The 22832-nt window shown below is 73.1% G+C and carries 20 protein-coding genes; 8 read left to right on the top strand and 12 right to left on the bottom strand.

The annotated features are described in order from the left end of the window. Positions 1 to 209: 209 nt before the first annotated feature. Positions 210 to 2918, top strand: a complete 2709-nt coding sequence (gene ppdK, locus ACGIF2_RS03455; RefSeq protein WP_396043517.1) for a pyruvate, phosphate dikinase — start codon at positions 210 to 212, stop codon at positions 2916 to 2918. Between the two features lie 10 nt (positions 2919 to 2928). On the opposite strand, the gene ACGIF2_RS03460 is transcribed toward ppdK, so the two are convergent. Genes ACGIF2_RS03460 through ACGIF2_RS03475 form a run of 4 tightly spaced genes read right to left on the bottom strand, consistent with a single transcriptional unit; the run spans position 2929 to position 7410 of the window. After that, positions 2929 to 3708: a 16S rRNA (uracil(1498)-N(3))-methyltransferase gene (locus ACGIF2_RS03460; protein ID WP_396043519.1), complete on the bottom strand. Its 780-nt coding sequence runs from the start codon at positions 3706 to 3708 to the stop codon at positions 2929 to 2931. A 2-nt stretch (positions 3709 to 3710) separates the two neighbouring features. Continuing rightward, positions 3711 to 4835: a molecular chaperone DnaJ gene (gene dnaJ, locus ACGIF2_RS03465; RefSeq protein WP_396043521.1), complete on the bottom strand. Its 1125-nt coding sequence runs from the start codon at positions 4833 to 4835 to the stop codon at positions 3711 to 3713. 39 nt (positions 4836 to 4874) lie between these two features. Next, on the bottom strand, positions 4875 to 5894 hold the full coding sequence (hrcA, locus tag ACGIF2_RS03470; protein ID WP_396043523.1) for a heat-inducible transcriptional repressor HrcA: 1020 nt from the start codon (positions 5892 to 5894) through the stop codon (positions 4875 to 4877). Positions 5895 to 5946: 52 nt separating this feature from the next. Beyond that, a complete protein-coding gene (locus tag ACGIF2_RS03475; RefSeq protein ID WP_396043525.1) occupies positions 5947 to 7410 on the bottom strand; it encodes an MFS transporter in 1464 nt (487 codons plus the stop codon). Between the two features lie 83 nt (positions 7411 to 7493). Here ACGIF2_RS03475 and ACGIF2_RS03480 point away from each other — a divergent pair, with 83 nt between their 5' ends. Next, complete coding sequence (locus ACGIF2_RS03480) at positions 7494 to 8354, top strand: DUF3097 domain-containing protein (protein ID WP_396043527.1); 861 nt, start codon at positions 7494 to 7496, stop codon at positions 8352 to 8354. A gap of 31 nt (positions 8355 to 8385) precedes the next feature. Here ACGIF2_RS03480 and ACGIF2_RS03485 read toward each other — a convergent pair whose 3' ends face one another. Beyond that, on the bottom strand, positions 8386 to 9582 hold the full coding sequence (locus ACGIF2_RS03485; RefSeq protein WP_396043530.1) for a hypothetical protein: 1197 nt from the start codon (positions 9580 to 9582) through the stop codon (positions 8386 to 8388). 216 nt (positions 9583 to 9798) lie between these two features. Here ACGIF2_RS03485 and ACGIF2_RS03490 point away from each other — a divergent pair, with 216 nt between their 5' ends. Together ACGIF2_RS03490 and ACGIF2_RS03495 are read left to right on the top strand one after the other, a co-directional pair. Continuing rightward, positions 9799 to 10191 carry a DUF4870 domain-containing protein gene (locus tag ACGIF2_RS03490; RefSeq protein WP_396043532.1) on the top strand — a complete coding sequence of 131 codons (393 nt, stop codon included), beginning with the start codon at positions 9799 to 9801 and terminating at the stop codon, positions 10189 to 10191. Beyond that, positions 10188 to 10571: a DUF4870 domain-containing protein gene (locus ACGIF2_RS03495; RefSeq protein ID WP_396043534.1), complete on the top strand. Its 384-nt coding sequence runs from the start codon at positions 10188 to 10190 to the stop codon at positions 10569 to 10571. Before ACGIF2_RS03490 ends, ACGIF2_RS03495 begins: the two co-directional genes overlap by 4 nt. Positions 10572 to 10643: 72 nt before the next feature. Here ACGIF2_RS03495 and hemW read toward each other — a convergent pair whose 3' ends face one another. Then, positions 10644 to 11882 (bottom strand): radical SAM family heme chaperone HemW, encoded by a 1239-nt coding sequence (gene hemW, locus ACGIF2_RS03500; protein ID WP_396043536.1) that lies wholly within the window; start codon positions 11880 to 11882, stop codon positions 10644 to 10646. Positions 11883 to 11888: 6 nt separating this feature from the next. After that, the gene (gene lepA / locus ACGIF2_RS03505) at positions 11889 to 13748 is read right to left on the bottom strand and encodes a translation elongation factor 4 (protein ID WP_396043538.1); all 1860 of its coding nucleotides are present in this window, start codon (positions 13746 to 13748) and stop codon (positions 11889 to 11891) included. Between the two features lie 189 nt (positions 13749 to 13937). Between lepA and ACGIF2_RS03510 the strand changes: the two genes are divergently transcribed. Next, positions 13938 to 15788, top strand: a complete 1851-nt coding sequence (locus ACGIF2_RS03510) for a putative bifunctional diguanylate cyclase/phosphodiesterase (protein WP_396043540.1) — start codon at positions 13938 to 13940, stop codon at positions 15786 to 15788. On the opposite strand, the gene ACGIF2_RS03515 is transcribed toward ACGIF2_RS03510, so the two are convergent. From ACGIF2_RS03515 to ACGIF2_RS03525, 3 genes are read right to left on the bottom strand one after another with little or no spacing between them, the layout of a single operon-like run. Beyond that, on the bottom strand, positions 15772 to 16611 hold the full coding sequence (locus ACGIF2_RS03515) for a transglutaminase N-terminal domain-containing protein (RefSeq protein ID WP_396043542.1): 840 nt from the start codon (positions 16609 to 16611) through the stop codon (positions 15772 to 15774). The two genes, ACGIF2_RS03510 and ACGIF2_RS03515, sit on opposite strands and share 17 nt — an antisense overlap. Further along, complete coding sequence (locus ACGIF2_RS03520; RefSeq protein ID WP_396043544.1) at positions 16608 to 17537, bottom strand: alpha-E domain-containing protein; 930 nt, start codon at positions 17535 to 17537, stop codon at positions 16608 to 16610. The genes ACGIF2_RS03515 and ACGIF2_RS03520 overlap by 4 nt, the downstream gene beginning before the upstream one ends. Further along, positions 17531 to 19126: a circularly permuted type 2 ATP-grasp protein gene (locus tag ACGIF2_RS03525; RefSeq protein ID WP_396043546.1), complete on the bottom strand. Its 1596-nt coding sequence runs from the start codon at positions 19124 to 19126 to the stop codon at positions 17531 to 17533. The genes ACGIF2_RS03520 and ACGIF2_RS03525 overlap by 7 nt, the downstream gene beginning before the upstream one ends. Positions 19127 to 19190: 64 nt before the next feature. Between ACGIF2_RS03525 and ACGIF2_RS03530 the strand changes: the two genes are divergently transcribed. Next, on the top strand, positions 19191 to 19718 hold the full coding sequence (locus tag ACGIF2_RS03530) for a type II toxin-antitoxin system PemK/MazF family toxin (protein ID WP_396043548.1): 528 nt from the start codon (positions 19191 to 19193) through the stop codon (positions 19716 to 19718). A 162-nt stretch (positions 19719 to 19880) separates the two neighbouring features. Next, entirely contained in the window at positions 19881 to 20141 is a 261-nt protein-coding gene (gene rpsT, locus ACGIF2_RS03535; RefSeq protein WP_396043550.1) for a 30S ribosomal protein S20, read from the top strand. An 82-nt stretch (positions 20142 to 20223) separates the two neighbouring features. Here rpsT and ACGIF2_RS03540 read toward each other — a convergent pair whose 3' ends face one another. Beyond that, the gene (locus ACGIF2_RS03540) at positions 20224 to 21549 is read right to left on the bottom strand and encodes a helix-turn-helix domain-containing protein (protein WP_396043552.1); all 1326 of its coding nucleotides are present in this window, start codon (positions 21547 to 21549) and stop codon (positions 20224 to 20226) included. 154 nt (positions 21550 to 21703) lie between these two features. Continuing rightward, the gene (locus ACGIF2_RS03545) at positions 21704 to 21841 is read right to left on the bottom strand and encodes a hypothetical protein (RefSeq protein WP_396043554.1); all 138 of its coding nucleotides are present in this window, start codon (positions 21839 to 21841) and stop codon (positions 21704 to 21706) included. A gap of 215 nt (positions 21842 to 22056) precedes the next feature. Here ACGIF2_RS03545 and ACGIF2_RS03550 point away from each other — a divergent pair, with 215 nt between their 5' ends. Continuing rightward, positions 22057 to 22785, top strand: coding sequence for an EAL domain-containing protein (locus ACGIF2_RS03550; protein ID WP_396043767.1), 729 nt, complete (start codon positions 22057 to 22059; stop codon positions 22783 to 22785). The last annotated feature ends 47 nt before the right edge of the window (positions 22786 to 22832 follow it).

A 22832-nucleotide genomic window follows, 5' to 3' on the forward strand; every position in this document is an offset into this window, starting at 1 on the left:
GCTCGGCTTGCGCCTCTGTGCTCCTCGGTTCCACGCGGTGGTGCGGCTGGTCCCATCCTACCGAGGGCGCCGGACCACAGGGCGCGCCGCGGTCGATGGCACGTCGCGCGGGTCTCGCCGTGGGCCCTTCGTCCTTGCGCGCGAGCGTGCCGTGGGGCGGAGACTGCTCATGAGGTGGTCAGGACCCCCGACATACGCGGAGGTGCGACGTGGCGACGTACGTGAAGGACTTCAGCGAGGGCGACAAGGACCAGAAGGACCTGCTCGGTGGCAAGGGCGCCAACCTGGCGGAGATGACACGGCTGGGCCTGCCCGTCCCGCCGGGCTTCACGATCACGACCGAGGCGTGCCGGGAGTTCCTGCGCACGGGCGAGGTGCCCGCCGAGCTGCGCGTCGAGGTGACGATGGCGCTGCGCCGGCTCGAGGACGCCCTGGGTCGCCAGCTGGGCGACTTCCACGAGCCCCTGCTGGTGTCGGTGCGCTCGGGGGCCAAGTTCTCGATGCCCGGCATGATGGAGACGGTCCTCAACGTCGGCCTCAACGACGCGTCGGTGCAGGGCCTGGCCGAGTACAGCGGCGACGAGCGGTTCGCCTGGGACTCCTACCGGCGCCTGATCCAGATGTTCGGCCGCACCGTGCTCGACCTCGACGGCGAGCTGTTCTCCCAGGCGCTCGACGACGCGAAGGCCGCGCGCGGCGCCACCTCCGACGTCGACCTCACGGCCGAGGACCTGCGCGGGCTCGTCGAGACGTTCAAGGACATCGTGCGCCGCGAGACCGGGCGCGACTTCCCGCAGCACCCGCGCGAGCAGCTCGACATGGCGATCGTCGCTGTGCTCGCGTCGTGGGGCACCGAACGGGCCCGGCTGTACCGGCGCAAGGAGCGCATCCCCGACGACCTCGGCACGGCCGTCAACGTGTGCTCGATGGTCTTCGGCAACCTCGGCCCCACGTCGGGCACGGGCGTGGCGTTCACGCGCGACCCCGCCACCGGGAAGTCGGGCGACTACGGCGACTACCTGGTCAACGCGCAGGGCGAGGACGTGGTCGCGGGCATCCGCAACACCGCGACCCTCGCGGACCTCGAGCAGATCGACCCGACCGCGTACGCCGAGCTGCGCCAGGCCATGCGCCGCCTCGAGACCCACTACCGCGACCTGTGCGACATCGAGTTCACGATCGAGCGCGGCAAGCTGTGGATGCTCCAGACCCGGGTGGGCAAGCGCACGGCGGCCGCCGCGTTCCGCATCGCGACGCACCTGGTCGACGAGAACCTCATCACGATGGACGAGGCCCTCTCGCGCGTGACGGGCGCGCAGCTCTCGCAGCTGCTGTTCCCCCAGTTCGCGGCGGGCAGCGACGCGACGCTGCTCACCACAGCGATGGCGGCGTCGCCCGGCGCGGCGGTCGGTCGCGTCGTGCTCGACTCCGCGACGGCCGTCGAGCGTGCCGCGCAGGGCGAGGACGTGATCCTCGTGCGGCGCGAGACGAACCCCGACGACCTGGGCGGCATGATCGCGGCCGTGGGCGTGCTCACGGCGAGGGGCGGCAAGACGTCGCACGCCGCCGTCGTGGCGCGCGGCATGGGTCGCACGGCCGTGGTGGGTGCCGAGGCCGTCGTGATCGACCTGACGTCGCGGAGCTTCACCGTGGCCGGACGCACCGTGCGCGAGGGCGACCTCATCGCGATCGACGGCTCGACCGGCGAGGTGTTCTGGGGCGACGTGGACGTGGTCCCCTCCCCCGTGACCCGCTACCTCGAGGACGGGCTCGACGCGGCGCTCGCGGCCACCGACGACGAGGAGGTCCGTGACCTCGTCCGTTCGGTCGACCGGATCCTGCGGCACGCCGACGCGACCCGTCGGCTCCGGGTGCTCGCGAACGCCGACACCCCCGAGGACGCCGCGCGGGCCCGGCGGCTCGGCGCGCAGGGCATCGGGCTGTGCCGCACCGAGCACATGTTCCTCGGCGAGCGCCGCGAGCACATCGAGCACGTGGTGCTGGCCGAGGACGACGCGGCCCACCTGGCGGCGCTCGACGCCCTGCTGCCGCTCCAGCGCGAGGACTTCGTGGGGCTGCTGCGCGAGATGGACGGGCTGCCCACCACCATCCGGCTGCTCGACCCGCCGCTGCACGAGTTCCTGCCCGACCTCACCGAGCTGTCCGTCAAGGTGGCGCTCGCCGAGGAGCGCGGCGAGGTCGACGAGGGCGACGTCCGGCTGCTCGCGGCCGTGCGACGCATGCACGAGGCGAACCCGATGCTCGGGCTGCGCGGCGTCCGGCTCGGGCTCGTGGTGCCCGGGCTGTTCGCGCTGCAGATCCGCGCTGTGTGCGAGGCCGTGGCGATCCGCCGCGCCGAGGGCGGTGACCCGCACGCCGAGATCATGGTCCCGCTGGTGGGATCGGTGCAGGAGCTGCGGCTCGTGCGCGAGGAGGCCCTGCGGATCATGTCCGAGGTCGGCGCCGAGCACGGCATCGAGATCGACCTGCCCGTGGGCGTCATGATCGAGCTGCCGCGGGCCGCGCTGACCGCCGACCGGATCGCCGCGCAGGCCCAGTTCTTCTCGTTCGGCACCAACGACCTGACGCAGACGACGTGGGGCTTCTCGCGCGACGACGTCGAGGGTGCGTTCTTCGCGCAGTACACAGCGAACGGCGTGCTCACGGTGTCCCCGTTCGAGACGATCGACGCGAAGGGCGTGGGGCGGCTCGTGCAGATCGCGGTCGAGGAGGGGCGCGCCACGCGTCCCGACCTGGTGATCGGCGTGTGCGGCGAGCACGGCGGCGACCCCGAGTCCATCCGCTTCTTCGACGCGGTCGGGCTCGACTACGTGTCGTGCTCGCCGTTCCGGGTGCCGGTGGCCCGGCTCGAGGCGGGACGCGCCGCGGTCACGGGGGTCGACGCCGACACCCGCTGACCGGACGGGCTCAGCCCCAGCGGCCCAGCCGCTGCTCGAGCAGGGCGAGCGCCACGGGGCCCGCGGTCGAGGTGCGCAGCACGTGCGGGCCCAGCCGCACCGCGACCGCACCTGCGTCCCGCAGGGTGTCGAGCTCACGCGCCGAGATGCCACCCTCAGGGCCGACGACCACGAGCACCTCGGGGGCCGGGTCGCCGGGGGCCGCGGGCACGGGCAGCGCCGCCTCGGCGATCGGCACGGTCGCCTCCTCGTGCAGCACGAGGGCGGCACCGCCGCGCCCGACGACCTCCCGAACGGCGTCGGCCAGCGCGCGCCCGTCGACCGCGAACCCGACCTCGGGCACCCGCGCCCGGCGCGCCTGCTTGGCCGCGGCCCGCACCGTCCCGAGCCACCGCGCGCGGCTCTTGGCGGCACGGTCCCCGCGCCACACCACGATCGAGCGCTCGGCCTGCCAGGGCAGCACGGCGTCGACGCCCACCTCGGTCGCGGCCTCGATCGCGAGCTCGTCCCGGTCCCCCTTCGCGAGGGCCTGCACCAGCACCAGGCGCACGGCGGGCTCGGGCTCGCGCACCACGTCGAGCACGTCGAGCCGCACCCCGTCGCCGCCGACAGCCGCCACCGTGCACACGAGGCGCACCCCGGCGCAGTCGACCACGTCGACGCGCTCACCCGGGGCACGCCGCTGCACGACCCCCGCGTGCCGGCCCTCGGCCCCCTCGAGCACGTACGTGCCGCCCGCGGCGGCCGTGTCGAACGAGCCCGGCTCGGCCAGGAAGACGGGAGCGCTCACCCTCAGCGCCCGGCGAGCTTCTCGCGGAGCTTGGCGAACACGCCCGAGTGCGACGACGCGAGCCGCGTGTCGGGACGCTCCTCGCCGCGCAGCACCGCGAGCTGGCGCAGCAGCTCCATCTGCTCCTCGTCGAGGTCGGCGGGCACCTGGACGTCGACGTGCACGTGCAGGTCGCCACGTCCACCCACGTGCAGCCGCCCCACGCCGAGCCCCTTGAGCGTGACGATCTGCGCGGGCTGGGTACCCGGTCGCAGGTCGACCTCGCGCGGGCCGTCGAGCGTGTCGAGCGTCAGCACGGTGCCGAGCGCCGCAGCCGTCATCGGCACCTCGAGCGTGCAGTGCAGGTCGTCGCCGCGACGCACGAACGTGTCGTTCTTGCGCTCACGGATCTCGAGGTACACGTCGCCCGCCGGGCCGCCGGCCGGGCCGACCTCGCCCTGGCCGGTGAGCTTGATCCGGGTCCCCGTGTCGACACCCGCCGGCACGTCCACCTCGAGCGTGCGACGCGAGCGGACGCGCCCCTCGCCCGAGCACTCGGGGCACGGCTCGGGGATCACGGTGCCGAAGCCGTGGCACGCGGCGCACGGCTGCGACGTCATGACCTGGCCCAGGAACGAGCGAGCGACGCGCTGGACGCTGCCGCGACCGCCGCACACGTCGCAGGTGCGCGGTGTGGTGCCCGGACGGCAGCACGACCCCGAGCACGTCGGGCACAGCACAGCGGTGTCGACGTGCACCTCGCGGTGCACCCCGAACGTGGCCTCGGCGAGGTCGATGTCGAGCCGCACGAGCGCGTCCTGGCCTCGCCGGGCGCGCGGGATGGGCCCACGCTGGGCGCTCTGACCGGTCGCGGCACCGAAGAACGTCTCGAAGATGTCCTGGAAGCCGAAGCCACCGCCCATGCCGCCCGACGGCGACGACGGGTCGGCGCCCAGGTCGTACATGCGGCGCTTCTCGGGGTTCGAGAGCACCTCGTAGGCGCGCGAGACGTCCTTGAAACGGTCCTCGCCGGCGTCCGGACCTGCGACGTCGGGGTGGTGCTCGCGTGCGAGGCGTCGGTAGGCCTTCTTGATCTGCTCGGGCGTCGCGTCGCGCGGCACCCCGAGGATCTCGTAGTAGTCGCTCACTGATCGCTTTCTCTGTGGGAGGCGGGGGGCCGGGACCGGTCAGCCGGCAAGGATGCGCGACAGGTAGCGCGCGACCGCACGCACCGACGCCATGGTCCCGGGGTAGTCCATGCGCAGCGGCCCGATCGAGCCGATGCGTGCCACGGCGGTCCCGTCCGCGCCGTAGCCGGTGGTCACGAAGCTCGTCTCGACGAGCCCCTCGTGCTGCGTCTCGCGCCCGATGCGCATCGACACCGCCGCGGCGTCCTCGGACATCTCGGCGAGGAGGCGCAGCAGCACCACCTGCTCCTCGAGGGCCTCGAGGACCGGGCTGATCGAGTGCGAGAAGTCCATGCCGCCGCGGACCAGGTTGGCCGTGCCCGCGAGCACGATGCGCTCCTCGCTGTCCTCGGCGAGGGTCTCCTCGACGATCCCGACCACAGACTTGACGAGCGCCTCGTCCTCGGGCGCGAACGCGTCGGGCAGGGCCGACAGCACCTCGTCGAGGTCGGCGAGCCGGTGACCGGCCGCCGCGACGTTGAGCCGCACGCGCAGCCGGGCGACGACCCCCTCGTCGGGCGGGCCCGCGAGCTCGAGGGTGCGCTGCTCGACGCGCCCGTTGTCGGTGATGATCACCACGAGCAGGTGCCGCTCGCCCACGGGCACGAGCTCGAGGTGGCGCAGGGCCGAGCGGCGCAGCGACGGGTACTGCACCACGGCGACCTGCTGGGTCAGCTGGGCGAGCAGGCGCACCGCGCGGTCCACCACGTCGTCGAGGTCCACGGCCTCGTCGAGGAAGGACTGGATCGCCCGCCTCTCGGGACCCGAGAGCGGCTTGACGCCCGCGAGCCGGTCGACGAAGAGCCGGTAGCCCTTGTCGGTAGGGACACGCCCCGCGGACGTGTGCGGCTGCGCGATGTACCCGCTCTCCTCGAGCGCCGCCATGTCGTTGCGGATCGTCGCGGGCGAGACGCCGAGGGCGTGCCGCTCCGCGAGCGCACGTGAGCCGACGGGCTCGCGGGTGGCGACGTAGTCCTCCACGATCGCGCGCAGCACATCGAGCTTGCGGTCGTCGCTCATCTCACCTCCAGCCCCTCCGGTAGATGGCACTCCTGAGTCGCGAGTGCCAATTCTACGCGGTCGCCGAGCCGGCTCGCCCCGCCTTCGGCGACGCCTGCGCGCTCCGGGTCCGCAGGTCGACGAGAGCGACCACGAGCGCCGCCAGGACGAGGGCCGAGGTCACCCGCAGGGCCCGGTCGACGGCGAGCGCGCCCGAGCCACCGGCGGCGAGCGTCGCGTAGAACACCGCCACGTTGACCGCCACCCCCAGGGCGGACCCCACGCGCTGGCCGAGCTGCAGCATGCTGCCCGCGACCCCGGCCGACCCGACCGGGACGCGCTCGAGCGTGAGCGTCTGGTTCGGGGCGATGACCAGCCCGCTGCCGGCCCCGGTGACGAGCTGGGTCGCGGCCACGGCCCAGCCGACGCCCGGCGCGTCGAGCTGACGGACCACCACGTACGTCCCGGCGAGCCCGACGAGGACCAGGACCAGCCCCACCACCACCAGGCGGCGCCCGCGCGCGACGACGAGCCGGCCCGCGAGCTTCGAGGACACGGCCGACGCGACCGCGAACGGGGTGCTCACGAGCCCGGCCTGGAGCGCGGTGAAGTGCAGCACGGTCTGCAGGTAGAGCGTGATCACCAGGAACACCGACGTGAACCCCGCGAAGTACGCGAGCCCCAGCAGGGCCCCGTTGCGGAACGACGGCTGCCCGAGCACGTCAGGGTCCAGCACCGCGGCGCCCGTGCGGCGCTGGAACCTGCGTTCCCACAGCACCGTGGCCGTGCCCAGCACGGCCGCGACGAGCAGCCACCACCAGCGGGCCGGGTCGTCGCCCACGCCCGTGGTGGTCACGAGCGGCAGCATGAGCGCGACCGTGGTCAGGGCGATGAGCAGCAGCCCGACGTGGTCGAAGTGGGCGGTCCCCCGCGGGTGCGCCGCGCGCGGCAGCCACCGCCACGCGAACGGCAGCACGAGCGCGATCACGGGCACGTTGACGAAGAACACCCAGCGCCAGCCCGACTCGGTGCCCGCGGCCTGGATGATGGCGCCGCCCAGCAGCGGGCCGATCGCGAGCGAGACCCCCACCGTCGCCCCGAACGTGCCGAACGCACGGGCCCTCTCGGGTCCCCGGAACAGCTCCTGGATGAAGCCGGTGACCTGGGGGTTCAGCATCCCGGCACTCAGCCCCTGCAGGAGCCGCATCCCGGCGAGCACCCCGCCCGTGGGCGCGAGGCCCGAACCCAGGCTGGTGAGCGCGAACAGGACGAGCCCGACGAGCATGACGGTGCGCCGACCCCGGGCGTCGCCGTACCGTCCCGCGGGCACGAGCGCGAGGCCGAAGGCGAGCGTGTAGCCCGCGACGACCAGCTGCAGCTGGCTCGAGCTGGCGCCGAGCGCCTCGTCGATCGAGGGCAGCGCGACGTTGACGATCGACACGTCGAGCAGCGTGATGAAGCCGACGGCCAGGCAGACCCACAGCGCGCGCCAGCGGCGCGGGTCCGGCTCGTCCGGGGCGGCCGCTGACGACGTCACCCGTCCAGTCGTACCGTGCAGGCCCGAGGGTGGCGACCTGGGTCGGCACCCGGGCGTGGCCGGGACGGCCCTAGGCTCTGCGGGTGACCCACGACCGTTACGGCCAGGACGTCCTCGCGAGCACAGCGGGCTCGACGCACCACCGCGTCGCGCGCACCTCGCGCCCCCAACCCGCCGAGGCGGACCTCGTGGTCGAGGAGGTCACGACGGGCTGGGTCGGCGCCGTGGTGCGCGTCGAGAAGTCGGGCGGCCAGCACGTTGTCGTGCTCGAGGACCGGCGGGGCCGCACCCGCACCTTCCCGCTCGGCCCGGGGTTCTGGGTCGACGGCGAGCCCGTCGAGCTCACTCCCCCCGTCGCCGCTCCCGCCCCGGCTCGGCCCACGCGCACCGCGTCGGGCTCGGTCGCGGTGCACGGCTCCCGGGCGCGGGTCGCGCGCGGCAGCCGCATCTGGGTCGAGGGCAAGCACGACGCCGAGCTCGTCGAGAAGGTGTGGGGCGACGACCTGCGGCTCGAGGGCGTCGTCGTCGAGCTGCTCGACGGGGTCGACAACCTGACCGACGCGCTCGCCGACTTCGAGCCGTCCCCCGACCGGCGGGTCGGGGTGCTCGTCGACCACCTCGTGCCGGGCTCGAAGGAGCAGCGCATCGCCGACACCGCGCTGCGCACCGTGCCTCGCGGCACCGTGCTCGTGCTCGGCCATCCCTACGTGGACGTCTGGCAGGCCGTGCGCCCCGAACGGCTGGGGCTCGCCGCGTGGCCGACCATCGAACGGGGCACCGAGTGGAAGCTCGGCATCCTGCGCGAGCTGGGCTGGCCGGCCGACGAGCAGGCCGACGTCGCCCGTGCCTGGCAGCGCATCCTGCGCTCGGTCCGCTCGTACGCCGACCTCGAACCCTCGCTCCTGGGCCGCGTGGAAGAGCTCATCGACTTCGTCACCACCTGACCCGTCCCCCCACCCCCACGTTCGCGGGTTGTCAGGGGGCGACGGGTTCGCCGAGGAGGCGTCGGTACAGGTAGGTCTGGGCCAGGATCACCACGGGGATGGCCACGACCAGGCCGATGCCGCACAGGAGAGCGCCGATCAGCACCGCGACGATCGCCGCGATGCTGAACAGCAGCATCGTCGCGGCGTTCTTCGTCACGAGCTCGAAGCTCGAGCGCAGCGCGTCGATCGCGTTCTGCGCCTTGTCGATCACGAAGAACAGCGTGAACTGCACGAAGAACCCCACGACGAGCGCGCCGACCCCGCACACGAGCGAGCCGATCGAGGTCAGCACGCTGACCAGCAGCGCCGCGAGCAGCACAGCCCCGAGGTTCGGGAACTGGAACATGGTGCGCAGCTCGAGCCGCTGCCCGTAGCTGATCACGAGCGCGCCGCGCGTGATGGCTGCCTGGAGCACATACGTCACGAACAGCACCACCACCGAGAGGATCACGCTGGCCAGGAACGCCCCGAACGCCCCCGCGGCCGCGAGCCCCGTCCGGTGCCCGTACTGGTCCACCTGGTTGACCCCGAGGTTCGCAGCGCCCAGCGCCAGGTTCCACAGCAACGAGATGATCGCGGCGACCACCAGGTACGCCAGGACCGCCACGATGATCGGCCCGAGGTTCGCGACGAACTTGTTCCACCCCCAGCCGAACGAGTCGCCGACCGCGGCAGGCTGCGGCGGCGGGGGCGGTGGCGGCGGGGGCGGCGGCGGGGGCGGCGCGCCCCACCCCGCGGACGGTCCCGACTGCCCGGGCGGCGGGTACCCGCCCGGCGGCGCGTACCCGGGGGGCGGCGGGGGTGGTGGCGGACCGCCCGACCCGGGCCGGTCGGACGGCGACGCGCCGCCCGCGGACGAGGCGGCCCCCGACTCCGCGGATGCTCCCGATGCCGCAGCCGTCGGCGCGGTCCCGGCTGCCTGCGGGTGTCCGCTCTGCGGGGCGTATCCGCCCAGCGGCGGGTACCCGCCCGGGGGCGCGAACCCGGGCGGTGGTGGCGCCCCAGCCCCCGGTCGCTCCGGCGACGGGCTCGTCGGCCCGGTCGACCCAACGCCTGGGGGCTCGTCCGTGACGTCGGGCTCGGGCTCGTCCGGGACGTCCGGCGCGTCGGGCGACGGCACGTCCGGCACGTCGGACGAGGGCTCCTCCGGGACGTCGTCGGGGGGATGCGGCGTTCGCTCGCTCATCGTCGACCTCCGGTGTGGGTCGTCTCGCCCGGTCGGGGCAACGGGTCAGCCGGACGGCGAGCGCCCGTCCTGATCAACGTACGCCGACGCCTCGCGTCGTGCCCGGCCGGGACCGGGCAGCGCTCCCGCGCGGCCCGACGGATGGATAGAGTCCTCCCGCGCAGCCGGGCGCGCACCGCGCCGCCCGTTCCCCCGACGCACGCACCGAGGAGCCCCATGACGAGCGAGTACCCCACACCGCCGCCCGCCGCGCCGCGGGCCGTCACCGAGAGCGAGGCGCGCACCTGGGCGAGCCTGGCGCACCTCGGCGGCATCTTCGCCTACACAGCGCTGGGCTGGGTCCCTGCCCTGGTGATCTGGCTCGTGTACCGCGACCGCAGCGGGCACGTGGCCCAGGAGGCCAAGGTCGCGCTCAACTTCCAGCTCACGCTGCTCATCGGCGTGGTGGTCTGCCTGGTCGTCGAGCAGATCCCGTTCCTCGGTTGGGTGGGTCACATCGCGCAGGCCGCGATCGGGATCGTGAGCATCGTGCTCTCGATCCTCGCGTTCGTCGCCGTGCAGCGCGGCGACCGTTACCGCTACCCGTTCTCGCTCGAGCTCGTCCGATGACCGGCCCGGAGGGGTTCGCGCCCCAGCCGATGTACGCCGGCCCGCCGCCGCTGCGGCCCGACGAGGAGCGCACCTGGGCGATCGTCTCGCACCTGGGCGGCGTGCTCGTCAGCTTCGTCGTGCCGCTCGTGGTGTGGCTCGTCTTCAAGGGTCGTGGTCCGTACCTCGAGGACCAGGCCAAGGAGGCGCTCAACTTCCAGATCACCGTGATGATCGCCAACCTCGCAGGGGGTGTCCTGACGGCCGTGACGTTGGGCTTCGCGTTCCCGGTCCTCGGGGCCATCGGCATCGCCAACCTCGTGCTCGCGATCCTCGCGGCTGTCGCGTCCAGCCGGTACGAGTGGTACCGGTACCCGCTCTGCCTGCGACTGGTCCACTGAGAAGTCCCGCGCACCGAGCGACGCAGGCCCCGACCGTCCGGTCGGGGCCTGCGTGCGTCCGCGAACCGGGCGTCAGTCGGTGAGCGCCCGGACCACCGCGTCGGCCAGCAGCCGTCCGCGCCGCGTGAGCACAGCACGCCGCGTGCCGTCCACGCCGAGCGCGGCGCGCCCGTCGAGCAGGCCGTCAGCGACCAGGCCCGCGACCACCGGCCGGGTGGTCGGGCTCAGCTCGCCGACGGGCAGCCCCTCGGCGAGCCGCACGCCGAGCATGACGCGCTCGAGCTGCGCCGACTCGCCGACGACGACCTCGCGTCCGGCGGCCGGGCTGAGCCCCGCACCGAGCCGGTCGGCGTACGCCCGCGGGTGCTTGACGTTCCACCAGCGCACCCCGCCCACGTGGCTGTGCGCTCCGGGGCCCACGCCCCACCAGTCGTCGCCGCGCCAGTAGGCCAGGTTGTGCCGGCACCGGTCGGCGTCCGTGCGCGCCCAGTTGCTCACCTCGTACCAGTGCAGGCCCGCCGCGGTCAGGGCCTCGTCCGCGAGCTCGTACTTCGCGGCCTGGTCGTCCTCGGACGGCAGGCTGATGGTCCCGCGGCGCACCTGGGCGGCCATCTTCGTGCCCTGCTCGACGACCAGGGCGTACGCCGAGACGTGGTCGACCCCGGTCGCGAGCGCCACGTCGAGGCTCGTGCGCCAGTCGTCGAGCGACTCCCCCGGCGTGCCGTAGATGAGGTCGAGCGAGACCTGCAGCCCGGCGTCGCGGGCCCAGCGCACCACGTCGGGGATGCGCGCGGGGTCGTGCGTGCGCTCGAGGGTCGCGAGCACGTGCGGCACCGCGGACTGCATGCCGAACGAGACGCGGGTGAAGCCCGCCCGGGCGAGCTCGGCGAGCGAGGCGGGGGTCACCGAATCGGGGTTCGCCTCGGTCGTGACCTCGGCGCCGGGGGCCAGGCCCCACGTCGCGCGAACGCCCTCGAGCAGGCGGGCCAGGTCGCCCGGGGGCAGCACGGTCGGGGTGCCCCCGCCGACGAACACGGTCGACGCGGCCCGCTCGGGCAGGCCCGCCTCACGCAGCACGCGTCCGCCCAGGTCGATCTCGCGCAGCGCCGTGTCGGCGTAGGACGCCTGGCTCGCACCGCCGCCGAGCTCGACCGCGGTGTAGGTGTTGAAGTCGCAGTACCCGCAGCGCACCGTGCAGAACGGGACGTGCAGGTACACCCCGAACGCTCGCGCGCCGGCGCCCTCGGCCGCGGAGGCCGGCAGGGAGCCGTCGTCGGGGGCGACCTCGCCGTCAGGCAGAGCGGGAGGCACGCGACATCACTTCTTCGCCTTGTCCTTCGTCTCGGTCTGCTCCGAGGTCAGCGCCGCGATGAAGGCCTCCTGGGGCACGTCCACGCGGCCGATCGTCTTCATGCGCTTCTTGCCCTCCTTCTGCTTCTCGAGGAGCTTGCGCTTGCGCGAGATGTCGCCGCCGTAGCACTTGGCCAGGACGTCCTTGCGCATCGCGCGGATCGTCTCGCGGGCGATGACGCGGGCGCCCACGGCTGCCTGGATCGGCACCTCGAACTGCTGGCGCGGGATCAGGTCCTTGAGCTTGCCCGTCATCATCACGCCGTAGGCGTAGGCCTTGTCCTTGTGCACGATCGCGCTGAACGCGTCGACCTGCTCGCCCTGGAGCAGGATGTCGACCTTGACCAGCGCGGCCGCCTGCTCGCCGTTGACCTCGTAGTCGAGCGACGCGTAGCCGCGGGTCTTCGACTTGAGCTGGTCGAAGAAGTCGAAGACGATCTCGGCGAGCGGCAGCTGGTAGCGCATCTCGACCCGCTCGGCCGAGAGGTAGTCCATGCCCTGCAGGTCGCCGCGGCGCTGCTGGCACAGCTCCATGATCGCGCCGATGTACTCGGCCGGGGCCAGGATCGTGGCGCGCACCACGGGCTCGCGCACCTCGAGGATCTTGCCGCCCGGGAACTCGCTCGGGTTCGTGACGGTGATGACCGAGCGGTCCTCCATCGTCACGTCGTAGATGACGTTGGGCGCGGTCGAGATGAGGTCGAGGTCGAACTCGCGCTCGAGCCGCTCGCGCACGATCTCGAGGTGCAGCAGGCCCAGGTAGCCGACGCGGAAGCCGAAGCCGAGCGCGACCGACGTCTCGGGCTCGTAGACGAGCGCCGCGTCGTTGAGCTTCAGCTTGTCGAGCGCGTCGCGCAGCACCGGGTAGTCCGAGCCGTCGATCGGGTACAGGCCCGAGAACACCATGGGCTTGGGGTCCGAGTAGCCGCCGAGCGACTCCGAGGCAGGCTTCGCGAAGTTCGTGACCGTGTCGCCGACCTTCGACTGCCGCACGTCCTTGACGCCCGTGATGAGGTACCCGACCTCGCCGACGCCCAGGCCCTTGGTGGGCTGCGGCTCGGGTGACGTCACGCCGATCTCGAGCAGCTCGTGCGCGGCGCGGGTCGACATCATGATGACCCGCTCGCGGGGGCTGAGGTGGCCGTCGACGACGCGCACGTACGTCACGACGCCCCGGTAGGTGTCGTACACCGAGTCGAAGATCATCGCGCGGGCCGGTGCGTCGGCGTCGCCCTGCGGCGCGGGCACCCGCTCGACGATGCGGTCGAGCAGCTCGGTGACCCCCACGCCCGTCTTGCCCGAGACCTTCAGCACGTCGGCAGGGTCGCAGCCGACCAGGCCGGCGATCTCCTCGGCGTACTTCTCGGGCTGCGCGGCCGGCAGGTCGATCTTGTTGAGCACCGGGATGATCTCGAGGTCGTTCTCCATCGCCAGGTACAGGTTGGCGAGGGTCTGCGCCTCGATGCCCTGCGCGGCGTCGACCAGCAGCACCGCCCCCTCGCACGCCGCGAGCGAGCGCGAGACCTCGTACGTGAAGTCGACGTGGCCGGGGGTGTCGATCATGTTCAGCGCGTACGGCGTGAGCGTGCCCGACGCGTCCTCGACGCCCCACGGCATCCGCACGGCCTGCGACTTGATGGTGATGCCGCGCTCGCGCTCGATGTCCATGCGGTCGAGGTACTGCGCGCGCATCGCGCGGGAGTCGACGACGCCGGTGAGCTGGAGCATGCGGTCGGCCAGCGTCGACTTGCCGTGGTCGATGTGCGCGATGATGCAGAAGTTGCGCAGCAGCTCGGGCGGTGTCGCGGCGGGCTGGATGCGCTGCATGCTCGCTGCGCTCGGGATCGGGGACAAGACGGGTGCACTCCGGCTTCGAGGTGGACGGTGGACGGCGGAGACCATCGTCCCATGCCAACCGTGCGGCATGCTCCCGGGTCGGGACCGGTCACGTCCGACCGCCGAGGACCAGCACGTGCAAGCCTTCATGTCCTGGGTACAACGACCGATAGCAAGATCGTGATCCCTGAGGAACAGCCCGGCGATGCCCTGACGCCCGACACCACCGTGCCGCGGTCCCCCGAGGGCTCGCCAGCGCTGCCCCACGACGCGACGCCGCAGACGGCCGCGATGGCGCCGGACGGCGATCCGCACCGCGACCAGGAGCTCTTCCGGGTGGCGTTCGACCACTCGCCCATCGGCATGGCGCTCCTCGGGCTCGACGGCCGCATCACGCAGGCCAACCGTGCGCTCGCCCACGCGTTCCTCATGACCCGCGCCGAGCTGGTGGGCCGCAACCCCGACGACCTCTCGCACCCCGACGACCGGGCCAACGGCCACGAGGGCGTCGCCCGCCTGCTCGACGGCTCGGCCACGTCGTGCCACGTCGACAAGCGGTTCGTGGCCGCGACGGGCGCGCTGCTGCAGACCCGGCTCACCGTCTCGCTGGTCCGCGACGAGCACGGCATCCCCGAGCAGCTGCTGCTGCAGGTCGAGGACGTCACGGCGATCCGCCGGGCGCAGGACCTCCTCGAGTGGCGCGCCCTCTACGACCAGCTGACCGGCCTGGCGAACCGGCGCCTGATGCTCGACAGGCTCGCGCACGCGCTCCAGCAGCACGTGCGCTCCGACGAGCTCGTCGCGGTGGCCTTCGCCGACCTCGACGACTTCAAGCGCATCAACGACTCGCTGGGCCACGACGCGGGCGACCTGATGCTGCGGGTCGTGGCCGACCGGATGCGCTCGGCAGTGCGCCCCGGCGACACCGTGGCCCGGGTGGGCGGGGACGAGTTCGTGGTCGTCTTCGAGCAGGTCGCCTCGGCCGAGCACGCGGGCGAGCTGCTCGACGCTGTGCTCAGCGCTGTCGAGTCACCCCTGCACGTGGGCGGGCACGACGTGGTGCCGCGGCTCAGCGCCGGGCTCACGGTGAACGACGGCTCGCGTGACGCCGAACGGGTGCTGCGCGACGCCGACACGGCGCTGTACGTCGCCAAGCAGGCCGGCAGCTCGCGCTGGGAGGTCTACCGCGACGTGTACCGACGCGACGCCCTGCACCGCATCTCGGTCGAGGCGGAGCTGCGCGGCGCGGTGCAGCGGGGCGACTTCGTGCTGCACTACCAGCCCATCGTCGAGCTCAGCGGCGGCGAGGTCGTCGCCCACGAGGCGCTCGTGCGCTGGCAGCACCCCGAACGTGGCCTGCTGCTCCCGGGCGAGTTCATCCAGGTGTGCGAGGACACGGACCTGATCGTGGGGCTCGGCGCGTGGGTCGTCCGTGAGGCCGTGGCGTTCCTCGCACGTCACCCCGACCTGCCGGGCCGCGTCTACGTCAACGTCTCGCCGCGCCAGATCGGTCGCGTCGGGGACTGTGCCGGGACGCTCTCGGAGACCGTGGCGAACGCCCTCGCGACGTCGGGCGTGTCCGGCGAGCGGCTGGGCATCGAGATCACCGAGAGCGGTGTGCTGCAGGCCACCGACCACGCCCTCTCGGACCTGCAGGCCCTCACCGAGCTCGGCGTGGTGCTGGTGCTCGACGACTTCGGCACGGGCTACTCGGCGCTGTCCTCGGTCCTGTCGGCACCCATCCAGGGGCTCAAGCTCGACCGGTCGTTCACTGTGCGGCTGGGCGACGGCGCGGCGTGCGACCGGATCAGCGTCGCGATAGCGGCACTCGTCGACTCGCTCTCGAGCCACGGTGTGGTCGAGGGCATCGAGACCGAGGAGCAGCGCGTGCTCGCGCTCGCGCACGGCTGGACGCACGGTCAGGGCTGGCTCTTCGGGCACCCCGTGCCCGAGTCGGCCGTCGAGACGGGGGCGACCGCGCCGGCGGCGTCCGAGACCGGGCGCCGCGCCGCGCTCAGGACTCGCGTGTGATGCGGACCTGCACGTCGAGGTCCTCGGTGCTCGCCCCCGCGTAGATCCCCCGCAGCGGCGGCACGTCGTCGTACGAGCGTCCCCTCGCGAGCACCACGTGGTGCTCTCCGGCCGGGGTGCGGTTCGTGGGGTCGTACGGGAACCAGTCCCCGGCCCACCACTCGACCCACGCGTGCGACTCGCCGACCAGGCTCTCGCCCACGGCGCCGTCGCCCCGCGGGTAGAGGTACCCCGAGACGTAGCGCGCGGGGATGCCGGCGCTGCGCAGCGCACCCGCGGCCAGGTGGGCCACGTCCTGGCACACTCCGGAGCGCGCGGCCCACGCCTCGCTCGCCGGGGTGTGCACCGCTGTCGTCCCGGGCACGTACTCGACCTCGTCGCGCAGCGCTGCGCAGATCGCCACGGCCGCGTCGACCGGTTCCAGGCCGTGCCGGGCGCGGGTCGCGAGCTCGACGACCTCCGCCGGGACCAGGGTCGTGGGGGTGTCGGCGAGGAACTCCGCGAGCCGGTCGCGCAGGTCGGGGGCGGCGAGCGTGTCCCAGCCGCACGACGGCCGCGGCGCGGGACGCTCGGACACCTCGATGCGGTGCTCGGCCGTCAGCTCGAGCTCCTCGTGGGGGGTCAGCACCTCGAAGGCCGTCACGGCGGTCCCCCAGTAGTCCCGGTACTCGGCCGCCCACGTCGAGGGGCGGATGTCGAGCCGCGACTCGAGCACGGTCTGGCCGGGCTGCGTCAGCGGGGTCATGCGGGCCTCGTTGTACGAGGCCGTGACCGGCGACGCGTACCGGAACGACGTCGTGTGCACCACGTGCAGCCGGCTCACAGCAGCTCCCCCACCCAGGTCGTGACGTGCCCCGACGGGAAGTAGCGCCCACGGATCGCGTCGCTCGCGGCCGAGCAGGCGCGCTGCACGCGCTCCATCTCGGCGGGCAGCTCGTCGAGCACGTCGACGAGCGGGCGGTACTCGAGGCTCATGCGGGCCAGCCCGAGGTGCCGGCGCGCGTCGTCGACCGCGGACCGGTCGGCGACCGGTTCGAGGGCCGCGAGGCACGCCTCTGCCTGCCCGATCGCGTGCACGACCGAGCGCGGGAACAGGCGGTCGAGCAGCAGGAAGCCCGCCGCACGCTCGTCGGAGGCGATCCCCCGGTACGTGCGCAGGTAGGCCTCGTGCGCGCCGCACGAGCGCAGCAGCGTGGTCCAGCCCGGCCCGGACGAGCCCGCGAGAGCGCGGGTCGTGAGCAGCCGTGCGGTCATGTCGGCGCGCTCGAGCGAGCGGCCCAGCACCATGAACTGCCACGTGTCGTCGCGCGAGGTCACCGAGTCCACGAGCCCCGCGACGATCGCCGCACGCTCGCGCACCCACGTGAAGTAGTCGTGCGGGCGGCCCGGGCGCACCTGGGCGGGCAGCTGGTTCCACGTCGTGTTGAGGCACTCCCACAGCTCGGTCGAGACCGTCTCCCGCGCGCGCCGCGCGTTCTCCCGGGCCGCGGCGAGCGCGCCGGCGATCGACGCGGGGGCCCGACGGTCGTACGCGAGCACCTCGAGCACCTGCTCGCGGCCCACGGGGAGGCCGGCGACGGGCAGCGGCCGGTCCATCACGGACAGCAGCGAGCGGCACGAGAGGTCCTCCTCGGACCACGGGTCCTCGAGCAGGGACTGCAGGTGCACGTCGAGCAGGCGTGCGGTGTCGTCCGCACGCTCGACGTAGCGCCCGATCCAGAACAGCGACTCCGCGATCCGGCTCAGCACCTGCCCACCTCCGTCTCGAGCGTCCGCGACTGCTGCTGCTGCATGACCTGCGCGGTGAGCTCGTCGGTGGGGTTCGCGTCGATGGGCACCGACGACGAGACCTGCACCGCGTGCGGCTGACCGGCCTGCCCGCCGAGCGGGTCGGCGCCGCGTCGGGGATCCGCCGCGCCCAGCACCCAGGTGTCCTTCGACCCGCCGCCCTGGGAGCTGTTGACCACGAGCTGCCCCTCGGGCAGCGCCACCCGCGTCAGACCGCCGGGCAGCACCCACACCTGCTCGCCGTCGTTGACCGCGAACGGCCGCAGGTCGACGTGCCGCGGGCGCAGGCTGTCGCCGACCAGGGTCGGCACGGTCGAGAGCTGCACCACGGGCTGCGCGATCCAGCCGCGCGGATCGGCCACGAGCCGGGTCCGCAGCGCGTCGAGCTCGCGACGGCTCGCCTGGGGCCCGACCACCAGCCCCTTCCCGCCCGAGCCGTCGACGGGCTTGACCACGAGCTCGTCGAGCCGGTCCAGCACCTCCTCGAGCGCGCCCGGGTCCTCGAGCCGCCACGTGTCGACGTTCGGGAGCAGCGGCTCCTCGCCCAGGTGGTAGCGGATGAGGTCGGGCAGGTAGGTGTACACGAGCTTGTCGTCCGCGACGCCGTTGCCCACCGCGTTGGCGATCGTCACGGTGCCCGCCCGGGCGCACATCATGAGGCCGGGGCTGCCGAGCTGGGAGTCCGAGCGGAACACGACCGGGTCGAGGTAGTCGTCGTCGACCCGGCGGTAGATCACGTCGACCCGTCGTCGCCCCTGGGTCGTGCGCATCCACACCCGACCTCCGGCGCAGAACAGGTCGCGGCCCTCGACGAGCTCGACGCCCATGGTCCGCGCGAGCACAGTGTGCTCGAAGTACGCGCTGTTGTGCACGCCCGGGGTGAGCACCACGACGGTCGGGTCGTCGACGCCCGACGGCGCGGCCGCGGTGAGCGCGGCGAGCAGCCGGCGCGGGTAGTCCTGGACGGGCCGGATGCGCAGCGTCGCGAACAGCTCGGGGAACGTGCGGGCCATCGCCCGGCGGTTGGACAGCACGTAGCTCACGCCGCTGGGCACGCGCACGTTGTCCTCGAGCACCCGGAAGTCGCCGGCCTCGTCCCGCACCAGGTCGATGCCCGAGACGTGCACCCGCACGCCGTTCGGGGGCTGGATGCCCCGCGCCGCGCGGTGGAAGTGCGTCGAGGAGACCACGAGCCCGCGCGGGACCACCCCGTCGGCCACGGCCTTCTGCGGCCCGTACACGTCCGCGAGGAACGCCTCGAGGGCCCGCACGCGCTGCGCGACGCCCGGGGCGACGTGGTCCCACTCCTGGCCCGTGAGCACGCGGGGGGCGACGTCGAGCGGGAACGGGCGCTCCTCGCCCGCGAGGTCGAACGTGACGCCCTGGGCGAGGTAGGACCGCGCGAGCGTGTCGGCCCGGGCACGCAGGTCCTCGGCCGAGAGCTGCGCGAGAGCCGCGTGCAGGTGCTCGTACGCCGGGCGCACAGTGGCTCCGTCGAGCATCTCGTCCCACGCGGCACCCGCGGGGTAGTCGTCGAACAGGTCCGCCATGCCCGGAACCTACCTCCCTCGTGTGACGTGCGTGTGACGGGGCACCCGCTCCTAGGGTGTGCGCATGGCGATCAGCAGATGGGCTCGCGCGGTCCGGTCGGCCCTGGGGGGTTCATGGCGGCGGGCGGGCACCGTCGCCGCCCGCCCACCCGCGTCCCCCGCCCCCGGACGCGCCGTCCGCGAACCTGCGGCGGTCGGGGTGGCCTACCCGGGCGACTTCACCGGCACCGTGCGCGTCGAGTACTCCCCCGACCTGGACGGTGCGGCCGACCCGGGCGAGGTCGTCTGGACGTGGGTGCCCTTCGAGGACGACCCTTCGCGCGGCAAGGACCGGCCTGTGCTCGTCGTCGGGCGGGACGGGGCCTGGCTCCTCGCCCTCATGCTCACGAGCAAGGACCACGACCGGGACGCGGCCGACGAGGCGCGGCACGGGCGACGCTGGACTGACATCGGGACCGGCGGCTGGGACCCGCGCTGCCGGCCGAGCGAGGTCCGTCTGGACCGGGTGCTGCGGATCGACCCGGCCGCGGTCCGCCGCGAGGGGGCTGTCCTGGACCGCGCCCGCTTCGAGGCGGTTGTTCGATCCCTGTGAGCGCCAGCTGGGCTGCTATGATGTCTCTTCGCGTGTCCGCCCAGGTCGGCGGGCACTCGTCCAGCTCCTCTCCGCGGGTATCCCCACGCCCAAGTCCCGGTGCTGGACAAGCCCTCTACGACCTCATCGATCGCTCAGGCGAACACACCAGAAAGTCCACACGTGGCGAACATCAAGTCTCAGATCAAGCGCATCGGCACCAACGAGAAGGCGCGCCTTCGCAACAAGGCCGTCAAGTCGGAGCTCAAGACGCACGTGCGTCGCGTCCGCGAGGCCGTCGCCGGTGGCGACAAGGAGGCCGCTTCGGTCGCCCTCGTGTCCGCGTCGCGCAAGCTCGACAAGGCAGTCTCGAAGGGCGTCATCCACGCCAACCAGGCTGCCAACAAGAAGTCCGCGCTCGCGAAGGCGGTCGCCTCGCTCTGACCGAGCGAGACAAGGGACAACGAAGGCGTCACCCCCCCTGCGGGGTGACGCCTTCGCCATGTCCGGCGGGTCGCGCCGAGGCCTACACCTCGGCGCTCCACACCTCCCGCAGGACTGCCGGGACGGCGGGTCGGATGCCCGCCTCGCGGAGTGCGCGGTCGAACGCGTGCGCGGCGCCGGCGATGTCCCCGGTGCCCAGGAAGCGGTCACCGAGCTGCCGCCAGGCCGCGGCCGACTGCCGGTTGGCGGACATCATGCCGAGCATGTCCGCCGCCCAGCCGTGCGCCTTGGACGCACCCTCGACATCACCTCGGGCGTGCAGCGCGTCACCCAGAGCGAGGTGCGCGACGGCCGTCTCGAGGCGCGGCTGCTCACCGAGCCGGGCCAGGGCGTCCCGGGCGCACGCCTCGGCCAGGATCGGGTCGTGCAGCACCAGGTGCGCGCGCGAACGCAGCACGTCGACGCGTGAGAGCTCGATCTCGGAACCCCCCGCGACCAGGTACGGGATCGCCCGGTCGAGCTGACGCAGCGCCTCGTGGGGCTCGGGCGGCTCGCTGTGCACCAGCAGCGACGCGTAGTTGAGCCGCAGACGCGGCAGGTCGCGGCCCTCGCCACCCTCGCCCAGCAGGGCCAGTGCCCGCTCGGTGTACCGCTGGGCGAGCTCGTAGTCCCGACGGTGCTCGGCCACGACAGCGGCGTTCCAGTAGACACTGCCGCGCCCTCGCGGGCTGCCGAGCGCCTCCGCCTGCCGGATGAGCTCCGAGGCGCGGTGCGTCGCGTAGAGCAGGTCGCCGCGCTCGACGTAGGCCCACAGCACGGTCGAGGCCAGCCGCAGGTACTCGTCGGTGCCCGTGAGCAGAGCGCTGTCGAGGTCGCGCAGCGTCCTCTCGCCGACCTCGACGCTGCGGTGCAGGTCGCCGGCCTCGAGGTAGGAGGCCACGAGACCGGTCGCAACGATCGCGGCGTCCAGGTGGTGCCCCCGCGACCGGGCGTCGACGAGCAACGGCTCGAGGATCCCGACGGCGTCCTCGAGGGCGCCGAGCGACTCGTTCGCCCGCGCGAGCGTCAGCAGCCCGTCCACACGCAGGGCGTGCGTCACGGCATCGAGGTCGAGCCTCTCGAGGCGCACCTTGGCGGCCGCGGGCTCGCCCGACGTCAGCTCGAGCTTCGCGTAGTCGATCTCCAGACGCGTGCGCGCCTCGTTGGGTCCGTCGTCGCCGTGCTTGAGGTACTCGACGGTGGAACCCAGCCGCGTGGCGAGGACCGCCAGCGCCGCGTCGGTCGGCTCACGCCTGCCCGCCTCGATCAGCGAGATGTAGCTGGGCGAGAAGGCATCGCCTGCGAGGGCTGTCTGCGAGAGACCTGCAGCGAGCCGTGCCTGGCGCACCCGGTCAGCGATCTTGGTCATAGATGATGACTCTACCTGTGACCCCTGGCGCAAGTCTGCCCTCGTTCGGGGGACATCTGGCAGCCGGCGGCAGACGCCGAGGGGTGCCGACCCATGGTCGGCACCCCTCGGACGAACGACGTGCGGCCTCGTCTGCCTCAGCGGCGCGGCGCAATCACTGGATCAGGCGGCAGCACCCCGTCGAGCCGAGCGGCGACACGCCGCTGCCACCTGCGGTCGCGGTGACCGACAGTCCGACGGTGAGGAGCGAGGCGAGGGCGATGGCGGACGCGGCCTTCAGGAAGCGGGTCACGGGGTATCTCCTGTCACAGTGGGGTGACTTGCTGTCAAGGGTATGATGACGGAACACCTCGTCGAGATCCAGCACATTAGGCCGTCCGGGGAGAAGTCCACCCCGTTCGGCTGTACCGCTCACGTCACCCCCGCACCTCACGGCGCTCGCGATGCTCGCCATGTCACGCGGAAGGGCGAGTGTCATGGGCCCGTGTATATGCTGTCATGGTGTTCATGACAGACGACGAGCGCGCAGCAGCCCTGCTCCAGGCTGCAGTCGACGAGGCGTTCCCCGCCGATCTCCAGAGCGCGTGGGCACGCCACGTGGCCCGCGAGCAGGTGCTCGTCGGCCGGCAGGGCATCTTCACGCGACGGATGCGGCCGTTCGGCTACGAGTTCTCGTTCCGCGCCCCAGGGACCGACCACGCGGCAGCCAGCGCCTGGAGCGCGCTCCAGCACGAGCGCGCGACCGGGCACGTGCTGCGGGCGACCTTCGGACGCGCGGACCTCGAGCAGGCCGCGCACGGGCGATGGCTCTTCGTGCGCATGCCGCGCAGCTACCTGGTGGGCGACCTGCCCGTGCCCGCACGGCCCGACCGGCTCGTGATCGAGGTGGCCGACCACGTCGAGATCACCCCCGAGGTGCTCGCCGGGGTGCGCAGGCTGCGCGAACGCGGCTACCGGATCGCGATCCCGGGGTTCGTCAGCCGACCGGGTCAGCGCCTGCTCCTCCCCCACGCCGACTTCGTCAAGATCGACGTGCGTGACCTCGACGTCGAGGGTCAGCCCGTGGTCGAGCTCGCACGCTCGTACGGAGCGCTCCTCGTGGCCGAGTTCGTCGAGGAGCACTGGCTGCTCAGTCACAGCCGTGACCTCGGTTTCGACCTCTTCCAAGGCAACCTGCTCGAACAGGCCACGGTCGTCGACCGGTCGGCCGCAGGCCTCGCACGCCAGCTCGGTTGAGCCGTTCGGGTGAAGAGAGCCCGTCCCGCGTCATCGGCGGCCGTGAC

Source organism: Cellulomonas sp. P22 (assembly GCF_044392165.1).